Below are 14,917 nucleotides of genomic sequence, written 5' to 3' on the forward strand. Positions count from 1 at the left end.
AACCAGGCAGCTTGCCACTTAAAAATCGCTGTGGGCTGTCCAGCTCACGGGGTCCACTTCATATTTCCTGCCGAACTGGGTCAAGCGACTGCATGCTCGTGATGCACTCTAAATCGACCAGCGGGTGGTCTCGGGCGAATTCGGAGACCACGTCGCTGAGCCAGACGACACCGAACTCCGTCGGGATCGAGACTTTCATGCGTCCGCTTAGGTGGCCGTCTGTCTCGTGCAGCATGTTCTTCGCTTCGAGAAGATCGTCCATCAGCCCGGACGCATAGTCGTAAAGCAATTGCCCGCTTGGGGTAAGGCTGCAATGCCTGGAGTTTCGCGATAAGAGTCGTGATTCGAAGTCGTCTTCGAGCCGATTGAGGCGGCGGCTTATCGTTGATGTCGGGATACGGAGAGCCTTGGAGGCGCCCGATATCGTGCCGTGACGAGCGACTTCTATGAAGGTGGCCAAATTATTTAGATCCACAGTAACTATCCCTTATCCGAAAGAGGGCATATCGGTAGACGGAGGATACGATGTGCCTTGGTTTCATAAGTGGCCCGCGTTGCCGTCACTGCTGTAATGCCCACGGCCAATTATGAGGTCGACTTGATAACTAGAATATGTTCGAGGTTGTTGCATATTCGGGAAGGAGATTCCCATATATAACCAATTGCAGGATACAGCCTTTCCCGGTAGTAATAATCGACACGGCAAAACAGGCCACCAGTGATAACTGGTAGCCGTGACTCCGAGGAGATATTTAAGAGCCTGAATTACGACTGGCACCCGGTCTCCTGGCTCAACTTTCTGCGTCGATGGGAGCAATTCCTGCCGGCGGATGCGGACGACGTCGAATTCAGAATGTTTCGCCGCCAGCTCTGGGCCCGAATTGGATTTTGAGATGATGCTGTTAACGGTCCCCGAATCACTTCGTTTTTATTTCGAGAGTGCCAGCAACATCGAGGTCATCGACGGCCTCGTCGGCAAGCTGACCAAGGGTTCGAAAACCTCGCCCGACGACATGGGCCCCAACGATCTGGCGACATTCCACAAAGCCTTACTGGCGGCCTATCAGACACAGGTCGATTACTGGCAGTTTCATAAGGACATTTGGGATGCAACCTGGGGCGTAGCCATCGCGGCGCACAATCACTCCAAACAAGGCCAGCTGACACCATGTGCGCCGCATGAGTATGCGGGCGAGCTGTCGATCGATTATGTCTGGGACGACGCGTTTTATTACATGCACCGCTTCGAGCACAAGCCGGCGCTCAAGGGTGGGACGCTTGTAACCGGCGTTTGGGCGCGCCCGCGTGGCGTCAAGCTGATGTGCTACATCGAAGACGGAGTATATGACTTATCCAATGGACTCGATCTGGATGCATCGCTCTGGGCTGCCGATCACCCGGATGACAATCGTTATTCCGTCGCCTCCGAACCGCTTGAGGGCGCCCAAACGCTGAACTACGGGCTTTTGCATGCGGCGGCTTCACATGCCTTGAAGGTCATTAGCGCCGCGTAGTAACAATGCCGAAGCCGCGTGCCTTGGCCCTCGAAAGACGCGGCGCGATCAGGGGGCGGCTGGTCGGAACCCACCACAGTTGGTGGAGCACTGCCCGGGCGGCGGCGAGATCTGGCATTGCCCGGTTTATCGCGGGCGCACCTGACCCGGTCATACAGGCAGTGCGTTCAGTCTTTCCCGAAGCCGTGGTTTGAGAAAATCCATCAGCGCCCGTGTTTTCTGTGGCATCGGGGTTTGCCCGCTGTGCATCAGGCTGGCGGGCCAGGGCGGAGGCTCGAAGGGCGCCAGGACGGTTTCGAGCCGGCGGGCTTCGAGCGCTTCGGCGATCTGGTAAGACAAGACCTGCGTGATGCCGCCACTGCGTTCGGCCGCGGCAATCGCGCCCTCGGCGGTGGTAATGGTCAGGCGCGGTTCGATGGTCTCGGCGATGCGCTGTCCGTCATCGACGAATGACCAGGCATGCCGCGCGCTTGGGGCACCCATGACGATGCATTGATGCCGCGCCAACTCGCTGGGATGGCTCGGGCGCCCGAAGGTCGCCAGATAAGCCGGACTGGCACAGCAGACCCGACGGATTCGGCCGACCGGGACGGCGACCATGCGGCTGTCGGCCAAGTCGTCGATGCGTAGCGCGACATCCACCGGTTCTTCCATCAGATGCACCCGACGATCGACGAGCAAGAGTCGCACGTCGATCTCCGGATAAGCGGCCATGAAATCCGTGATCAGCGGGACGATGTGCAATCGCCCGAACACGATCGGCGCCGTCATCACGAGCTCGCCGCGCGGTTCGGCATATTCGCCGCGGACGGCGCGCTCGGCTTCTTGGACCTGTTCGAGAATGCGCCGGCATGCGGCGACATAAGCCGCGCCCGCCTCAGTCAGCTCGGTATGGCGCGTCGTGCGATTGAGCAGGCGGCTGCCCAGATGTGTTTCGAGATCGCCGATCCGGCGATGCACGGTCGATAACGGTATGCCGAGGCGTCGCGAGGCCGCCGAGAGATTGCCTTCTTCGGCGACGGCAATGAGCAGCGACATGGCGTCCAGGCGATCCACAGTATTCCAATATTCGGGATGGTTATTCCTGATATTGCCCGGTTATCCGGGAAACCGAAAGGCTCTAACGTAAGTCGCGTCCGGGAGATCACACCCGGGCGATCGAGTGACACCGGGGGAGCGCCGGCCCGGGCCGCGATCGCCTTGCCTATGCGCGGTCGTCGCCGGAGTCGTGTGAGCCGCCCGATCCCGATCGCGCGGGCCGGCCGGATCCTCTCGTCTCGAACACTAATGGAGTCCACTATGAACGATATCCGTTACCGCAGTCTCGACGTTGGCGGCACTCATATCTTCTATCGCGAAGCCGGCGTGCCCGGCGCGCCGAAACTATTGCTGCTGCATGGCTTTCCGACGTCGGGTCATATGTTTCGCGATCTGATTCCGAAACTTGCCGACCGTTATCACATCGTCGCCCCCGATCTGCCCGGCTTCGGTCGTTCGGATCTGCCCAAGGAAAACCGATTCGAATCGCTGGCCGAATCGATGGCCGGGTTCACCGAGCAGGTCGGATTCGATCGTTTTGCGGTGTATGTCTTCGATTTCGGCGCGCCGACCGGATTTCGCCTAGCACTCAATCACCCCGATCGAGTCACGGCGATCATCAGCCAGAACGGCAACGCCTACGAAGACGGGCTGGGAGATGGCTGGAACCCGGTGCGGGCGTACTGGGAAAACCCGTCGCAAGCGAATCGCGATGCCTTGCGTGTGCTGCTGACCGAGGAGACCACGATCTGGCAGTACACCCATGGTGTGCCCGAGCCGGAGCGCGTGTCGCCCGACGGCTATATGCTGGATATGCACTATCTGGAGCGCGAGGGCATTGCTGAGGTCCAGCTCGATCTGTTCGGCGATTACCGCAACAATATCGAACTGTATCCTGCATTCCAGGAATATTTCAGAACCTACCAGCCGCGTTTTCTTGCAGTTTGGGGGCAGCACGACCCGTTCTTCCTGCCGCCGGGCGCCGAAGCGTTCAAGCGGGACTTGCCGGAGGCGGAGGTGCAGTTCTTCGACACTGGTCATTTCGCCCTGGAAACCCATGCCGAGGAGATCGCGGCGGCGATTCGCCGCTTCCTTGGCTGATGATCTGGCGGCAACTATCGCGTGTGGGCCGAATGGGGCTTGCCGGCTTGTTGGAATAAGGCCAAGTCACGGCTGTGCTCCGATCGGCTGACGAAGAACGTCATGGCCGTCGGAGCCGGCTTTAGAGTCTATTTAAATAGGCTCCAATTGCCTGCATTTCGAATGTATCGCGTTATTCGCGTCTAGAAAAAAGGGCTCGGCAAAGCCGAGCCCTTGGGTTTGCACGCCACATGTCCCCGGGTGCCCCGGCATGGCAGCGTATCGACGTGATTAGAACGCCGCCCAGTCCTCTTCGTTATGTTGCGATGGCGTGGCTGCGGCGGGTGTCGCGGGCGCGGCCGGAGCGGGTTTGGGCTTCGGCGCCGGCCGAGATTCTGCTGCGCGTACCGGGCTGGGTTGCGGCTGCTCGCCGGCCGCAATCCGGAAGAAGGCGACCTGTGTCTTGAGCTCGTTCGCCTGTTCCTCCAGCGAGCGGCTGGCCGCCGCGGATTCCTCGACCAGCGAGGCGTTTTGCTGGGTCATGCTGTCCATCTGACTGACGGCCACGTTGACCTGGTCAATACCGCTGGCCTGTTCTTTGCTCGACGACGCCATTTCTGCGACCAGGTCGCTGACTTTCGTCACCGAGGCGACGATATCGTCGAGCGTGCTGCCCGAGAGCGTGACTTCGCGCGAGCCGTCGGCCACCTTGGCCGCGCTGTCCTCGACCAGCGTCTTGATATCTTTGGCGGCCGTCGCACTACGGCTGGCGAGGTTGCGGACCTCGGTGGCGACCACGGCGAATCCGCGCCCCTGTTCTCCAGCGCGCGCGGCTTCGACCGACGCATTCAAGGCCAGCAGGTTGGTCTGGAAGGCAATTTCGTCGATCAGACCCACGATCTCGCTGATCTTGCGGCTGGATGCGCTGATTTCGTCCATCGCCTGGACTGCCCGGCCGACCACTTCGCCGCCGTGCTGAGCCTGGGTCCGAACCTCCTGGGCCAACTGGTCCGCTTGCGCGGCGTTATCCGCGTTCTGCTTGACCGTCGAAGTCATTTCTTCCATGGAAGCGGCGGTTTCCTCAAGGCTGGCCGCCTGTTCCTGGGTCCGCGTGCTCAATTCGTCGTTGCCGCTGGCGATCTGACCGGCGCCCACGCTGACGGAGTCCGAACCTTGGCGCACGCGAGTGACGATATGGGCAAGCCGGTCCTGCATCTCGTATAGGCCGTCCAGCATCTGGCCGAACTCATCCTTGAACGGGTTGACCACCTTGTTGTCGAGCCGGCCTTCACCGATCGCTGCCACCAGATCGCGCGCGCTGGCAAGCGGTTTGGTGATTATGCGGGTCAGCCACGCCGTAATGGCGAGCGTGAGTACCAGCACGATGGCCAGCAACGTCCACACCAGAATATTGGTCGTGTGTGCTTGACTCATCCCGGCTTCATGGGCGGTGCGAGCTTGAGATACCTGCGAGTCGGAGAGTTGCCGTATCTCGGTGCGCAGCGTTTTAAACGGCGTATCGACTTGCGCGTCGTAGTATTGGCTGGCCTGTTGATAGTTGCCGGATTGGGCCAGACCGATGAACTTCTGCATCTTGGGCACGAAGTCGTGATAGGCCGCTATCGCCTGTTGGGCGCTGGCTTTCTCCGTGGCGCCCCGAACCTTGCTGGGGTAGTAGCGCTTGAAACGAGTGTCGATCTGCTGGTTCGTGTCTTTGAAGAAGGTCGCCAGATCGGCGGCCGCGTTCGAGTCTTGCTTGTTCAGAACTTTCAGCGCCCGGGTTTGGAGGCGGCTCAGCAATGAGTTGATGTCGGTGAGATCGCGTACCGAACGCAGGTTGTTCGAATACATGGCATTGCTGATGCCATTCGCTTTGTGCAACGACACCATCGATACGGCCCCGAGGGCCAGAACAAGCACCAGGATCAAGCCGAGACCCAGCCCCAGCTTGGCCTTGATGCTCCGAATTAAATTAAACATGTGCTATTTCTCGTAAAAAAATTAAAAATTTCGCGAACGACGGCTGTGACCCGTGCCCAAGAATTCGATCGATCGGTCTGTCGAGCCGATAGCGGCGATGCGAGTTATCGTCCCGTGATTCCCCAACAGGAGGGTTTTAGGCGTGTTATAGCCGTGTTATCGGCGGTATTTGTTGAAACTGTAAGAAAATTTCGAGATATAACGCGGATCCGCTGGTGGTTCGGATGCCCGCTTGGGCCGGATTCGCTTGGCGTTTTATTTATTTGCCGTGATGCCGACATCTCGCCCGGCTCGGAGAGATCATTCACCCCAAGTCAGGTTTCGACCGGCTGACCGGCGTTTGCGGCGATGCGCCACGGACCACGCCTCGCGCCATCTTGAGCCGAGATGAAAAGCCGGGTTCAGATCGCCCGTCGATCGGGCGGCCCCGGAATGGCGGCTGTCGTTCATCACCGCTTGCTGAAAGCCCGCCGTGCTCGCGGGTATCGACGTGCGCCATGGCCTGGCGACGGCCGGCCCCTCTCGATCGCAGGCATGACCGCGACGCGTGCCGAAACCGGTTCGGGCGTCGAGCGCACCTTGCGTTTACGTTGAGCCGCGTATGATCCAGCGCCTTATGCTGGATCGCTGCCGCGGCGGGTAGGCGCGGCGGCCGGCCGGTCCGGACACGCAATCTGCAATACAAAAGGTGAAGCTATGGCCCCGGGGCATGATCGGCGCAACCAGTTGACGGCCCGCCATTTCGTGCTGGCTTTTGGCGTGGTCAGCATGCTCGCGGACATGGTCTACGAGGGCGCACGCAGCGTGTCGGGGCCGTATCTGGCGACGTTCGGAGCCTCGGCCATGACGGTCGGTCTGATCACCGGGCTTGGTGAGGCGGTCGCGCTCGTATTTCGACTGGCGAGCGGGCCCTTGTCGGACCGGACGCAGCGTTACTGGACGCTATCGATTATTGGTTACGCCATGACCGTGATTGCCGTGCCGTTCCTGGCCGTGGCGTCGACCCTGGCCCAGGTCGGCGCTCTGATCGTGGGCGAACGCTTCGGCAAGGCGGTCCGGACGCCGGCGCGCGATACCATGCTCGCGGCCGCCAGCCATGCCTCGTTCGGGCGCGGTCTGGCGTTCGCTGTGCACGAGGCGATGGACCAGTCGGGTGCGTTTGTCGGGCCGTTGATCGTGGCGGGCATGATCGCGTTGTCCGGCTACCGGGCGGGCTTCGCTGTACTGGCCGTGCCGGGCGTGCTGACGCTCGCCGTGCTGCTGTGGCTACGCCGGCGCGTACCGGAGCCCACGGCTTACGACGCCCCGACGCCGGTCGACCAAGCGGACGCGGAAGCGGCACCGGCCCGGGCCTTGTCGGCGACGTTCTGGCTTTATACCGCGTTTACGGCGATGGCCATGCTGGGCTTCTCCACCTTTGCGGTGCTCGCGTACCACGATCAGGTGGCGGGCATCATCGCCCCGGCGCTTATTCCGGTCACGTATGCGGTCGCCATGGCAGCGGCCGCGCTGTCGGCGCTGGGCTCGGGCTGGCTCTATGACCGCATCGGTCTGCGCGCGCTGTTCACGGCCCTGCCGCTGGCCGGGGTGGTGCCGATACTGTCGTTCAGCGACGCCGTGCCGCTGGTGTGGGCGGGCGCTGCGGTCTGGGGCGCTGCCATGGGCATCCACGAATCGACATTTCGGGCGGCCGTCGCCGACATGACCCCCGCAGCGCGGCGCGGTACGGCATACGGCGTATTCACCGCCGCCTATGGTTTGGCCTGGCTGGGAGGATCGACCGTGATCGGCGCGCTCTACGATGCATCGCTCGTGGCCGTCACGGTGTTCGTTATCGCGACCCAGATCGTGGCCTGTGGGTTGCTGTTCGTGCTCTTGCGCCGTTCGCCTGGGTAGCATTCGAACCCAAGGCGAGTCGACCGCCCCGCCGGCGGCGAGCGTATGCTGATATCAGCAGGTTGCGGCTGAACTTGCCGCTATGGGCGGCGCGCCGCCCCGCTGATCGGACTGTTTCACCGTGGCCCGTTGAGGTAGGCGCGCGTGGCGAAATGGGGCGCTCGTAAATACCAGATACTGCTGGCGGTTTCGGCCACGGCGTTGGTCGTGGGCGGCGTTGGCGGACTCACCAGCCATGTCGTGCTCAATCGGGGGGCATGGGCCGGCGGGATTGCGATCACGCTGGCCTTCTTGCTGTACGACACGCTCACCCAGCTGCGGGCCTTCGGGGCCAAAGTCGATGTGCTGGCCGTGCTGACGATGGCCAGCGCGTTATGGCTGGATCAGTATCTGGCCGGCGTGATCATCGCGTTGATGTTCGCCAGCGGCCGGGCGCTGGAAGAGGTGGCCGGGCGCCGCGCGCGTGCAAGCCTGACCGCACTCCTGGAAAAGGCGCCGAAGACCGCGCATCGGTACGTTGAGGATCGACTGGAAACGGTTCCGGTCAGCGAGATTATCGTGGACGATCGGCTGCTGATCAGCGCCGGCGATACCGTGCCCGTCGACGGCACGCTTGCCAGCGCGGCTGCGGTGCTCGACGAAGCCGCGCTCACCGGTGAATCCCAGCCGGTGGCCTACGCGGCCGGGGCGGTGCTGCGCAGCGGCGCGATCAACAGCGGCCAGGCGTTCGAGATGCGCGCGACGACCACGGCCGCGCATTCGACCTACAGCGCTATCGTCCGACTGGTCGAACAAGCCCAGGCCAGCAAGGCGCCGTTGACGCGCATGGCCGACCGCTATGCGCTGTGGTTCATCCCGTTGACGTTGGCGGTCGCCGGCCTGGCCGGGCTGATCGCGCGCGACCCGGTGCGGGGGTTTGCCGTGCTGGTGGTCGCGACGCCGTGCCCGCTGCTGCTGGCGGCGCCGATCGCGATCGTCGCGGGTATCTCCCGGGCGGCCCGGCGCGGGGTGTTGATCAAGAGTGCGGCGATGATCGAGGCCCTGGCGGGTGTCCGCGTCGTGCTGTTCGACAAGACCGGCACGCTGACCCACGGTTCGGCGCGTATCGTTGGCATCGAGTCGCGTTCCGGCATGACGCCGGATGCGCTGCTACGGCTCGCGGCCTCGGTAGAACAGGCCTGCCAGCATGTATCGGCTCGGGCCATCGTGGCCGAGGCACAGCGTCGGGGCCTGATGCTGGCATTGCCGGACGATATCGAAGAAGTGCCGGGCGCGGGTGTCGCCGGCCGTGTCGAAGGGCACGCCGTCGTCGTGGGAAACGCGAGTTTTGCGGCCCGGAGCGCGGTACCGGAGGGCTGGGCGACCGGCGTTCTTCGTCAATCCGCTTTGCAGGGCTTGTCCACCGCGTTTGTCGGCGTCGATGGCGCGGTGGCTGGCGCGATTCTGTTGGCCGATACGATCCGGCCGGACGCGCCGCGGGCGTTGCGTGGCCTGCGACAGGCCGGGGTGCAGCGTATCGTCATGGTCAGCGGTGATCGCGTCGAGGTCGCGGAAACCATCGCGGCAGCACTCGATATCGACAAGGTCCTGGCGGAACGCTCGCCGGTGGACAAGGTGGCCGCGGTCCGGGCCGAGCGCGGACCCTATCAAACCGCCATGGTGGGCGACGGCATCAACGATGCCCCGGCGCTGGCAGCCGCAGATGTCGGCATCGCAATGGGTGCGCGCGGCGCCGCCGCGTCGGCCGAGGCGGCAGATGTCGTGCTCATGCAGGACCGCATCGACCGGCTGGCCGAAGCCTTGACCATCGCCCAGCGCAGCGACCATATCGCGCGGCAGAGTGTCGTCATGGGCATGGCGCTGTCGTTGGGCGCCATGGCGGTCGCGGCCGCCGGCTATCTGCCGCCCGTCTGGGGCGCGTTGCTGCAGGAAGGCATCGATGTGGCGGTTATCGTCAACGCGTTGCGCGCGTTGATGCCGGCCCTCGGCCGGCGTACTGCTCCCGGGCTGCCCCCGGCCACGATCCAGCAGTGGGGTGAAGAGCATGATCGGTTGCGGCCGTTGCTCGATCGCATCGATACAGTCACGCATCGGCTGGGCGACCGAGCGTCGGCGTCGGCGATTCGCGACGAACTCATCGTCATCGCGTCGCTGATCGAAGAACAGCTGCTGCCGCACGAACGCCAGGACGAAAAACAGTTATATCCGCAGCTCGCCGACTTGATGCAGGGCACGGACCCGACCGCGGCCATGAGTTGTACCCATCGCGAGATCTATCATCTGGCGCGGCTGTATACGGCATTCGTGAACAGCCTGACCGCCGCGCCGCTGACCGAGTTCGAGGTCTTCGAGTTGCGCCGGCTGTTGTTCAGTCTGAGTGCGGTGATGCGCCTGCATTTCGCTCAGGAAGACGAGATGTTTCAGGCGCTGTCCAACGAATAGCGTCTTTGTCCGTGCGCTACAACGTCAGGCGCGATTGAGACAACAAGAACCTCTATCGGCCGCGATGCGGCACCAAAGCAATTGTATAACCGCGGCCACACCGCGCATGTTGCGTGGAAGCAGCCGCGCTGCCGATCCGCGTCGGCCGCAGCCGAGAGGACAGATACCATGGGCCACGATCACGGACATCATCACGACCATAGTCATGGCGTGTCGGCGAATGCCGACCGGCGCTATCTGTATACCGCGCTCGGCCTGCTCACGGCGTTCATGATCGTCGAAGTGATCGTGGGTATCGTCGCCCAGTCACTGGCGCTCATCACCGATGCCGGCCACATGCTCACCGATGTGGGCGCGATCGGGCTGTCGCTGATCGCGATGCGACTGGCGGCGAAGCCGCCGGAAGGGCGATTCACGTTCGGCCTGAAACGTGCCGAAATCCTCAGCGCGCAGGCCAACGGACTGGTGTTGCTGCTGCTGTCGATCTGGTTTCTCGTTGAGGGCGTGGTGCGGCTGATCGAGCCGCCGCGGGTCGACGGGCTGTTCGTCGGCATCGTGGCGCTGGTGGGCATCGTCATCAATCTGGCCGCCACTTGGGCGATGAGTCGCGCCAATCGCGAAAGTCTCAACGTTGAAGGCAGCTACCAGCATATTCTGACCGATCTTTATGCGTTTATCGCGACCGCGATTGCCGGGTTTCTGATCTGGTTCACCGGCTGGTATCGCCTGGATGCGATCGCGGCCCTCACGGTGGCGGCGCTGATGCTGAAATCCGGCTACGGGCTGGTGCGGGAATCCGGGCGCGTCTTTCTCGAGGCCGCGCCCGCGGACCTGGACCCGGATACATTGCAGCAGGCCATGGTCGACGTCGATGGCGTCCGTGCGGTACAGGATCTGCACGTCTGGGAAGTCACCTCCGGCATGCCCTGTCTTTCGGCCGAGATACATGTCGATGCCGGCCTCGACTGCCACGAGATCCGCCGTTCGGTCGACGCGATGTTGCACGATCGCTTCGAAATCGTGCACAGCACCCTGCAGACCGAGCACATCGATCAGGCCAGCGGCCGGGTCGCGCATCATCATCAGGATCGCGTCGTCTGTGTCTTCGAGCAGACGACGTCATAAAACGCGATTGATCCTCTGTGTGCTGACGCCGGCCGAGGCGTTAACTCGGCCGGGTGATGGCCAAGCTGATAGAGCAGGCCGTGACGCCGACCGTGGTGTGGCAACGAAACGCGCTTGATCCGGCGCACTGAAGACGGGCCCGGCGATTGTTCATGCTCCGATCGCTTTGAGCTGGCTGCTTCGATACGAGAGCGGAAGCGCTTTAATGTGTTTCGTGCAGGCATTTGTCGTGATCGGCGAGCGTTTCGATCACCCGGCAGTTGCGCACGCGCTCGTGACGACAGCAGGTGAGCATGCGCTCCAGTTCGCCTTTGAGCGCGGTGAGCCGCTCGATCCGGTCCTCGACGGCGGCGAGCTGGGCGCTGGCGATCTCGTCGGCCTGTTCACAGGACTGCGTCGGATGATGCTGCATCTCGATCAGCGTGCGAATGGCCTCGATGTCGAAACCGAGTTCGCGTGCATGCCGGATGAAGCGCAGGCGCTGTACGGCGTCCGGGGTGTACTCCCGGCGATTGCTCGCACTGCGTGCGGGGGCCGCAAGCAGGCCGATGCGTTCGTAGTAGCGAATCGTGGGCACTTTGACGCCGCTGCTTTCGGCGACCTGGCCGATGGATAGCGCGGGCATGGGCAGCTCCATATTCTATAGTCACTATAGATATAGGAACGGATTGCCGGCGAGTCAAACGCTATACCGGCGTCCCGCGCCGGGCTTGATCCTATAGCCGCTATAGCACTTAGCATTCGACTTAGTTCGAACGCCGAGCGTGATGACTATGAGTGCTTCCGCCAAGACAAGCCGTTTTCATATCGACGGCATGGACTGTGCCGGCTGTGCGGCCAAGATCGAGGGTGCGGCGCGCCGTGTGCCCGGTATCGACCAGGTTTCGGTGTCGGTTACGGCTCGCAGCCTGACCGTCGAGCACGAGGCGGATGCCCGGCTCGACACGCTGGAAAAACGTATTCGGGCGCTTGGCTATAGCGCGTCGCGCATCTCGGCCAACGAAACGCGGGCGGATGCGGAGTCGCCGTGTGGCGCTCATGCTGACCATGACGCGTGCTGCGGACACGATCATGGCGCCGAGCCCGAAGCTACGGCGTTCGACGAGCCCGGTGCCGATCGAGCGGTCACGCGCTACCGGATCAGCGGTATGGATTGTGGCGGCTGCGCGGCCAAGATCGACAGTGCCGTCCGTCGGGTGCCCGGCGTTGACGTGCAGATTTCCGTGCCGAATCGCCGTCTCACCGTGCAGCACGGGCCCGATATGTCGCCGGCGCCGCTGGAAAAACGTGTTCGGGCACTGGGTTACGGTATCGAACGCGAGGGCGACGATGGCAGCGATGCATCGCACCAGCGCGACGCCGGCGATCAAGACGCGTCGCCCGTCACCGACGCGGCTAGTCACACCGCCGAAATCCCGTGGTATCGCAATACCAAGCTCGTCACCGCGCTTGCCAGCGGCGTCACGCTGGCGCTGGCCGCTGTCGTGACGGCCATCGTGCCCGGCTATGCATTCCTTTGGTTCGGCATCCCCACGCTCATCGGGCTGGTCCCGGTCGGGCGGCGGGCCGTGATGGGCGCGGTTCTCGCGGGCACGCCGTTTTCCATCGAAATGCTGATGTCGATCGCCGCCGTGGGTGCCATGGCCTTGGGGGCCACGCGCGAAGCCGCCGTCGTCGTGTTCCTTTTCCTGCTCGGTGAATGGCTGGAGGGCGTGGCGGCCAGCCGGGCGCGGTCGAGCATCTCGGCGCTGAGTGATCTGGTGCCGAAGTCGGCACAGCGGGTCGAGGCCGACGGCTCGATTCGCGAAGTGCCGGCGTCTACGCTGCGTCCGGATATGACCGTCCTGGTTCGTCCCGGCGACCGTATTCCGGCCGACGGCGTGGTGATCGAAGGCGAAAGCGCGGTCGATCAGGCCCCGGTGACCGGCGAGAGTACGCCCGTGCGCAAACAGGCCAACGACACGCTTTATGCCGGTACGATCAACGGCGGGGCGGCCCTGCGCGTGCGCGTCACCGCTGCAGCGAATGACAATACCATCGCCCGCGTGGTGCGGCTGGTCGAACAGGCGCAGGAGTCCAAGGCGCCGACCGAACGCTTTATCGATCGTTTCTCGCGCTATTACACCCCGGGCGTGGTGGCCGTCGCCGTGTTGATCGCCGTGGTCCCGCCGTTGTTGCTGGGCGGTGTATGGAGCGATTGGATCTATCGGGCGTTGGCCATCCTGTTGATCGGCTGCCCCTGTGCGCTCGTGATTTCGACGCCGGCCGCGGTCGCGGCGTCGTTGTCTGCCGGCGCGCGGCGCGGTCTGTTGATCAAGGGTGGGGCCATCCTGGAAGCGCTGGGCGGCATCGATGCCGTCGCCTTCGACAAGACCGGGACACTCACCGAAGGTCGGCCGCGCGTGACCGATGTCATGGCACTCGGCGATGCCGACGAGGCACGCGTGGTGCGCCTGGCGGCGGCTGTTGAACAACAGTCCAGCCACCCATTGGCGCGTGCCGTTACGACCGCCGCCGAGGCGCGTGATCTCCGGGTGCCCGCCGTCGACCGCGGCGAAACGCTGAGCGGCGAAGGCGTGGCCGCGGAGCTAAATGGCCAGCGGCTGTTTCTGGGCTCGATCGCGGCAGCCCGTCGGCGTGCGGCAATCGATGCCGATACCGAGTCGCGTCTCGAGCGCCTGAACGACGAGGGCAAGAGCGTCGCCGTCCTGTTGGTCGACGATAAGCCGCTCGGCGTGCTGGCCATGCGGGACGAGCCGCGGCCCGAAGCCTTGGAAGCGCTGGCCGATCTCAAGCGGCGCGGTATCGACACGGTCATGCTCACCGGCGACAACCGGCGTACCGCCGAAGCCGTCGGCAGCCAGCTCGGTATCGACGTGCGGGCCGATCTCATGCCGGAAGACAAGCAGAACGCCGTGCATGAACTGCAGGCCCGCGGCCTCAAGGTGGCCAAGGTCGGCGACGGCATCAACGACGCCCCGGCGCTGGCCGCGGCCGATGTCGGCATCGCGATGGGCGGCGGCACGGATGTGGCCCTGGAAACGGGTGACGCGGCCAGCCTGCACGACGATATCCGCGACGTCGGCGCCATGGTCGCGCTTTCGCGACGCACCCTGCGCAATATCCACCAGAACATCGGCATGGCGATGGGACTGAAGGCCATATTTCTGGTGACCACGATCGCCGGGCTGACCGGCCTGTGGCCGGCCATCCTGTCCGATACCGGCGCCGCGGTGCTGGTCACGGCGAACGCGCTGCGCCTGTTGCGAGTGCCGACGACGGCCGCCGGGCAACATCGGCCAGAGCGGGTTTCGTCTGACGCTGGCGTTGCCTGAGTCCCGCCAGTTCGCAGAGCGGCGGGCCGTGGCCGTTAAACGCGGCGCCCGCTGGCAATATCGACGCTCGCCGCCACGTCGCTGATCTGGATCTTGCCGTCGCCGGGATGCCCGGCGCCCGTGCGAGCGGCGGCCAGCAGCGCATCGACCACCGGCTCGACCTGGGCGTCGGCGACGTCGATCTCCAGTTTCACCATGTCAACCGTGCGTAAACGACCCCCATCGACCCCATGAGCGATCTCCTTGAGCGGCACCACGGCGATGGCCGGCAGGTCGGGCAGCGCCGTCAATGCATCGATGACGGCATCGGTACGATGGGCCCGGATATAGGCTTTGATCTCTTTCATGAGCGTCTCCTCGGCGAAGCGATGCGCGGCCTCAAGGCCGCCTCTCCATCCGTGGTTTTCAGTGGCGTCGCGGCCTTTGGGCCGCGACGAGTCTGATGAATAAAAGACGGCCCGCGAGTATCGATAGTGAATCGGGGACTCGCGGACCGAACGACGACGA

11 protein-coding genes are annotated in these 14,917 nt (G+C 63.7%); 6 read left to right on the top strand and 5 right to left on the bottom strand.

All coding sequences use genetic code 11. From position 1 onward, the window contains the following. Window positions 1-58: 58 nt before the first annotated feature. Entirely contained in the window at window positions 59-475 is a 417-nt protein-coding gene (locus tag C41B8_RS20240; RefSeq protein WP_198025275.1) for a LysR family transcriptional regulator, read from the bottom strand. Window positions 476-893: 418 nt separating this feature from the next. Between C41B8_RS20240 and C41B8_RS17450 the strand changes: the two genes are divergently transcribed. Then, window positions 894-1,514 (top strand): hypothetical protein, encoded by a 621-nt coding sequence (locus C41B8_RS17450; RefSeq protein WP_037341197.1) that lies wholly within the window; start codon window positions 894-896, stop codon window positions 1,512-1,514. 150 nt (window positions 1,515-1,664) lie between these two features. Here C41B8_RS17450 and C41B8_RS17455 read toward each other — a convergent pair whose 3' ends face one another. Beyond that, entirely contained in the window at window positions 1,665-2,570 is a 906-nt protein-coding gene (locus tag C41B8_RS17455; protein ID WP_037341199.1) for a LysR family transcriptional regulator, read from the bottom strand. Window positions 2,571-2,813: 243 nt separating this feature from the next. On the opposite strand from C41B8_RS17455, the gene C41B8_RS17460 reads away from it, so the two are divergent. Beyond that, complete coding sequence (locus C41B8_RS17460; RefSeq protein WP_037341202.1) at window positions 2,814-3,653, top strand: alpha/beta fold hydrolase; 840 nt, start codon at window positions 2,814-2,816, stop codon at window positions 3,651-3,653. A 270-nt stretch (window positions 3,654-3,923) separates the two neighbouring features. On the opposite strand, the gene C41B8_RS17465 is transcribed toward C41B8_RS17460, so the two are convergent. Further along, window positions 3,924-5,612: a methyl-accepting chemotaxis protein gene (locus C41B8_RS17465; RefSeq protein ID WP_037341204.1), complete on the bottom strand. Its 1,689-nt coding sequence runs from the start codon at window positions 5,610-5,612 to the stop codon at window positions 3,924-3,926. Window positions 5,613-6,308: 696 nt separating this feature from the next. On the opposite strand from C41B8_RS17465, the gene C41B8_RS17470 reads away from it, so the two are divergent. The 3 genes from C41B8_RS17470 to C41B8_RS17480 all read left to right on the top strand — a co-directional run bounded on the left by C41B8_RS17470 (window position 6,309) and on the right by C41B8_RS17480 (window position 11,075). Continuing rightward, on the top strand, window positions 6,309-7,508 hold the full coding sequence (locus tag C41B8_RS17470) for an MFS transporter (RefSeq protein ID WP_037341206.1): 1,200 nt from the start codon (window positions 6,309-6,311) through the stop codon (window positions 7,506-7,508). A 144-nt stretch (window positions 7,509-7,652) separates the two neighbouring features. Then, window positions 7,653-9,950, top strand: a complete 2,298-nt coding sequence (locus C41B8_RS17475; protein WP_198025276.1) for a heavy metal translocating P-type ATPase — start codon at window positions 7,653-7,655, stop codon at window positions 9,948-9,950. A 168-nt stretch (window positions 9,951-10,118) separates the two neighbouring features. Beyond that, complete coding sequence (locus tag C41B8_RS17480; RefSeq protein ID WP_084189176.1) at window positions 10,119-11,075, top strand: cation diffusion facilitator family transporter; 957 nt, start codon at window positions 10,119-10,121, stop codon at window positions 11,073-11,075. A gap of 202 nt (window positions 11,076-11,277) precedes the next feature. Here C41B8_RS17480 and C41B8_RS17485 read toward each other — a convergent pair whose 3' ends face one another. Next, window positions 11,278-11,700 (bottom strand): MerR family transcriptional regulator, encoded by a 423-nt coding sequence (locus tag C41B8_RS17485; RefSeq protein WP_037341237.1) that lies wholly within the window; start codon window positions 11,698-11,700, stop codon window positions 11,278-11,280. Between the two features lie 148 nt (window positions 11,701-11,848). Between C41B8_RS17485 and C41B8_RS17490 the strand changes: the two genes are divergently transcribed. Then, window positions 11,849-14,410 carry a heavy metal translocating P-type ATPase gene (locus tag C41B8_RS17490; RefSeq protein ID WP_051883738.1) on the top strand — a complete coding sequence of 854 codons (2,562 nt, stop codon included), beginning with the start codon at window positions 11,849-11,851 and terminating at the stop codon, window positions 14,408-14,410. Window positions 14,411-14,445: 35 nt separating this feature from the next. Here the strand turns inward: C41B8_RS17490 and C41B8_RS17495 are convergent, their stop codons facing one another. Beyond that, a complete protein-coding gene (locus C41B8_RS17495) occupies window positions 14,446-14,757 on the bottom strand; it encodes a P-II family nitrogen regulator (RefSeq protein WP_037341207.1) in 312 nt (103 codons plus the stop codon). Window positions 14,758-14,917 lie beyond the last annotated feature (160 nt).

The organism is Salinisphaera hydrothermalis C41B8, from assembly GCF_000732535.1.
GTDB classification, from domain to species: Bacteria; Pseudomonadota; Gammaproteobacteria; order Nevskiales; family Salinisphaeraceae; genus Salinisphaera; species Salinisphaera hydrothermalis.

Excerpts from the sequence above, each read along its gene's own strand:
- C41B8_RS17450 (WP_037341197.1), top strand. The coding sequence starts at position 894 with ATGATGCTGTTAACGGTCCCCGAATCACTTCGTTTTTATTTCGAGAGT.
- C41B8_RS17460 (WP_037341202.1), top strand. The coding sequence starts at position 2,814 with ATGAACGATATCCGTTACCGCAGTCTCGACGTTGGCGGCACTCATATC.
- C41B8_RS17465 (WP_037341204.1), bottom strand. The coding sequence starts at position 5,612 with ATGTTTAATTTAATTCGGAGCATCAAGGCCAAGCTGGGGCTGGGTCTC.
- C41B8_RS17470 (WP_037341206.1), top strand. The coding sequence starts at position 6,309 with ATGGCCCCGGGGCATGATCGGCGCAACCAGTTGACGGCCCGCCATTTC.
- C41B8_RS17480 (WP_084189176.1), top strand. The coding sequence starts at position 10,119 with ATGGGCCACGATCACGGACATCATCACGACCATAGTCATGGCGTGTCG.
- C41B8_RS17485 (WP_037341237.1), bottom strand. The coding sequence starts at position 11,700 with ATGCCCGCGCTATCCATCGGCCAGGTCGCCGAAAGCAGCGGCGTCAAA.
- C41B8_RS17490 (WP_051883738.1), top strand. The coding sequence starts at position 11,849 with ATGAGTGCTTCCGCCAAGACAAGCCGTTTTCATATCGACGGCATGGAC.
- C41B8_RS17495 (WP_037341207.1), bottom strand. The coding sequence starts at position 14,757 with ATGAAAGAGATCAAAGCCTATATCCGGGCCCATCGTACCGATGCCGTC.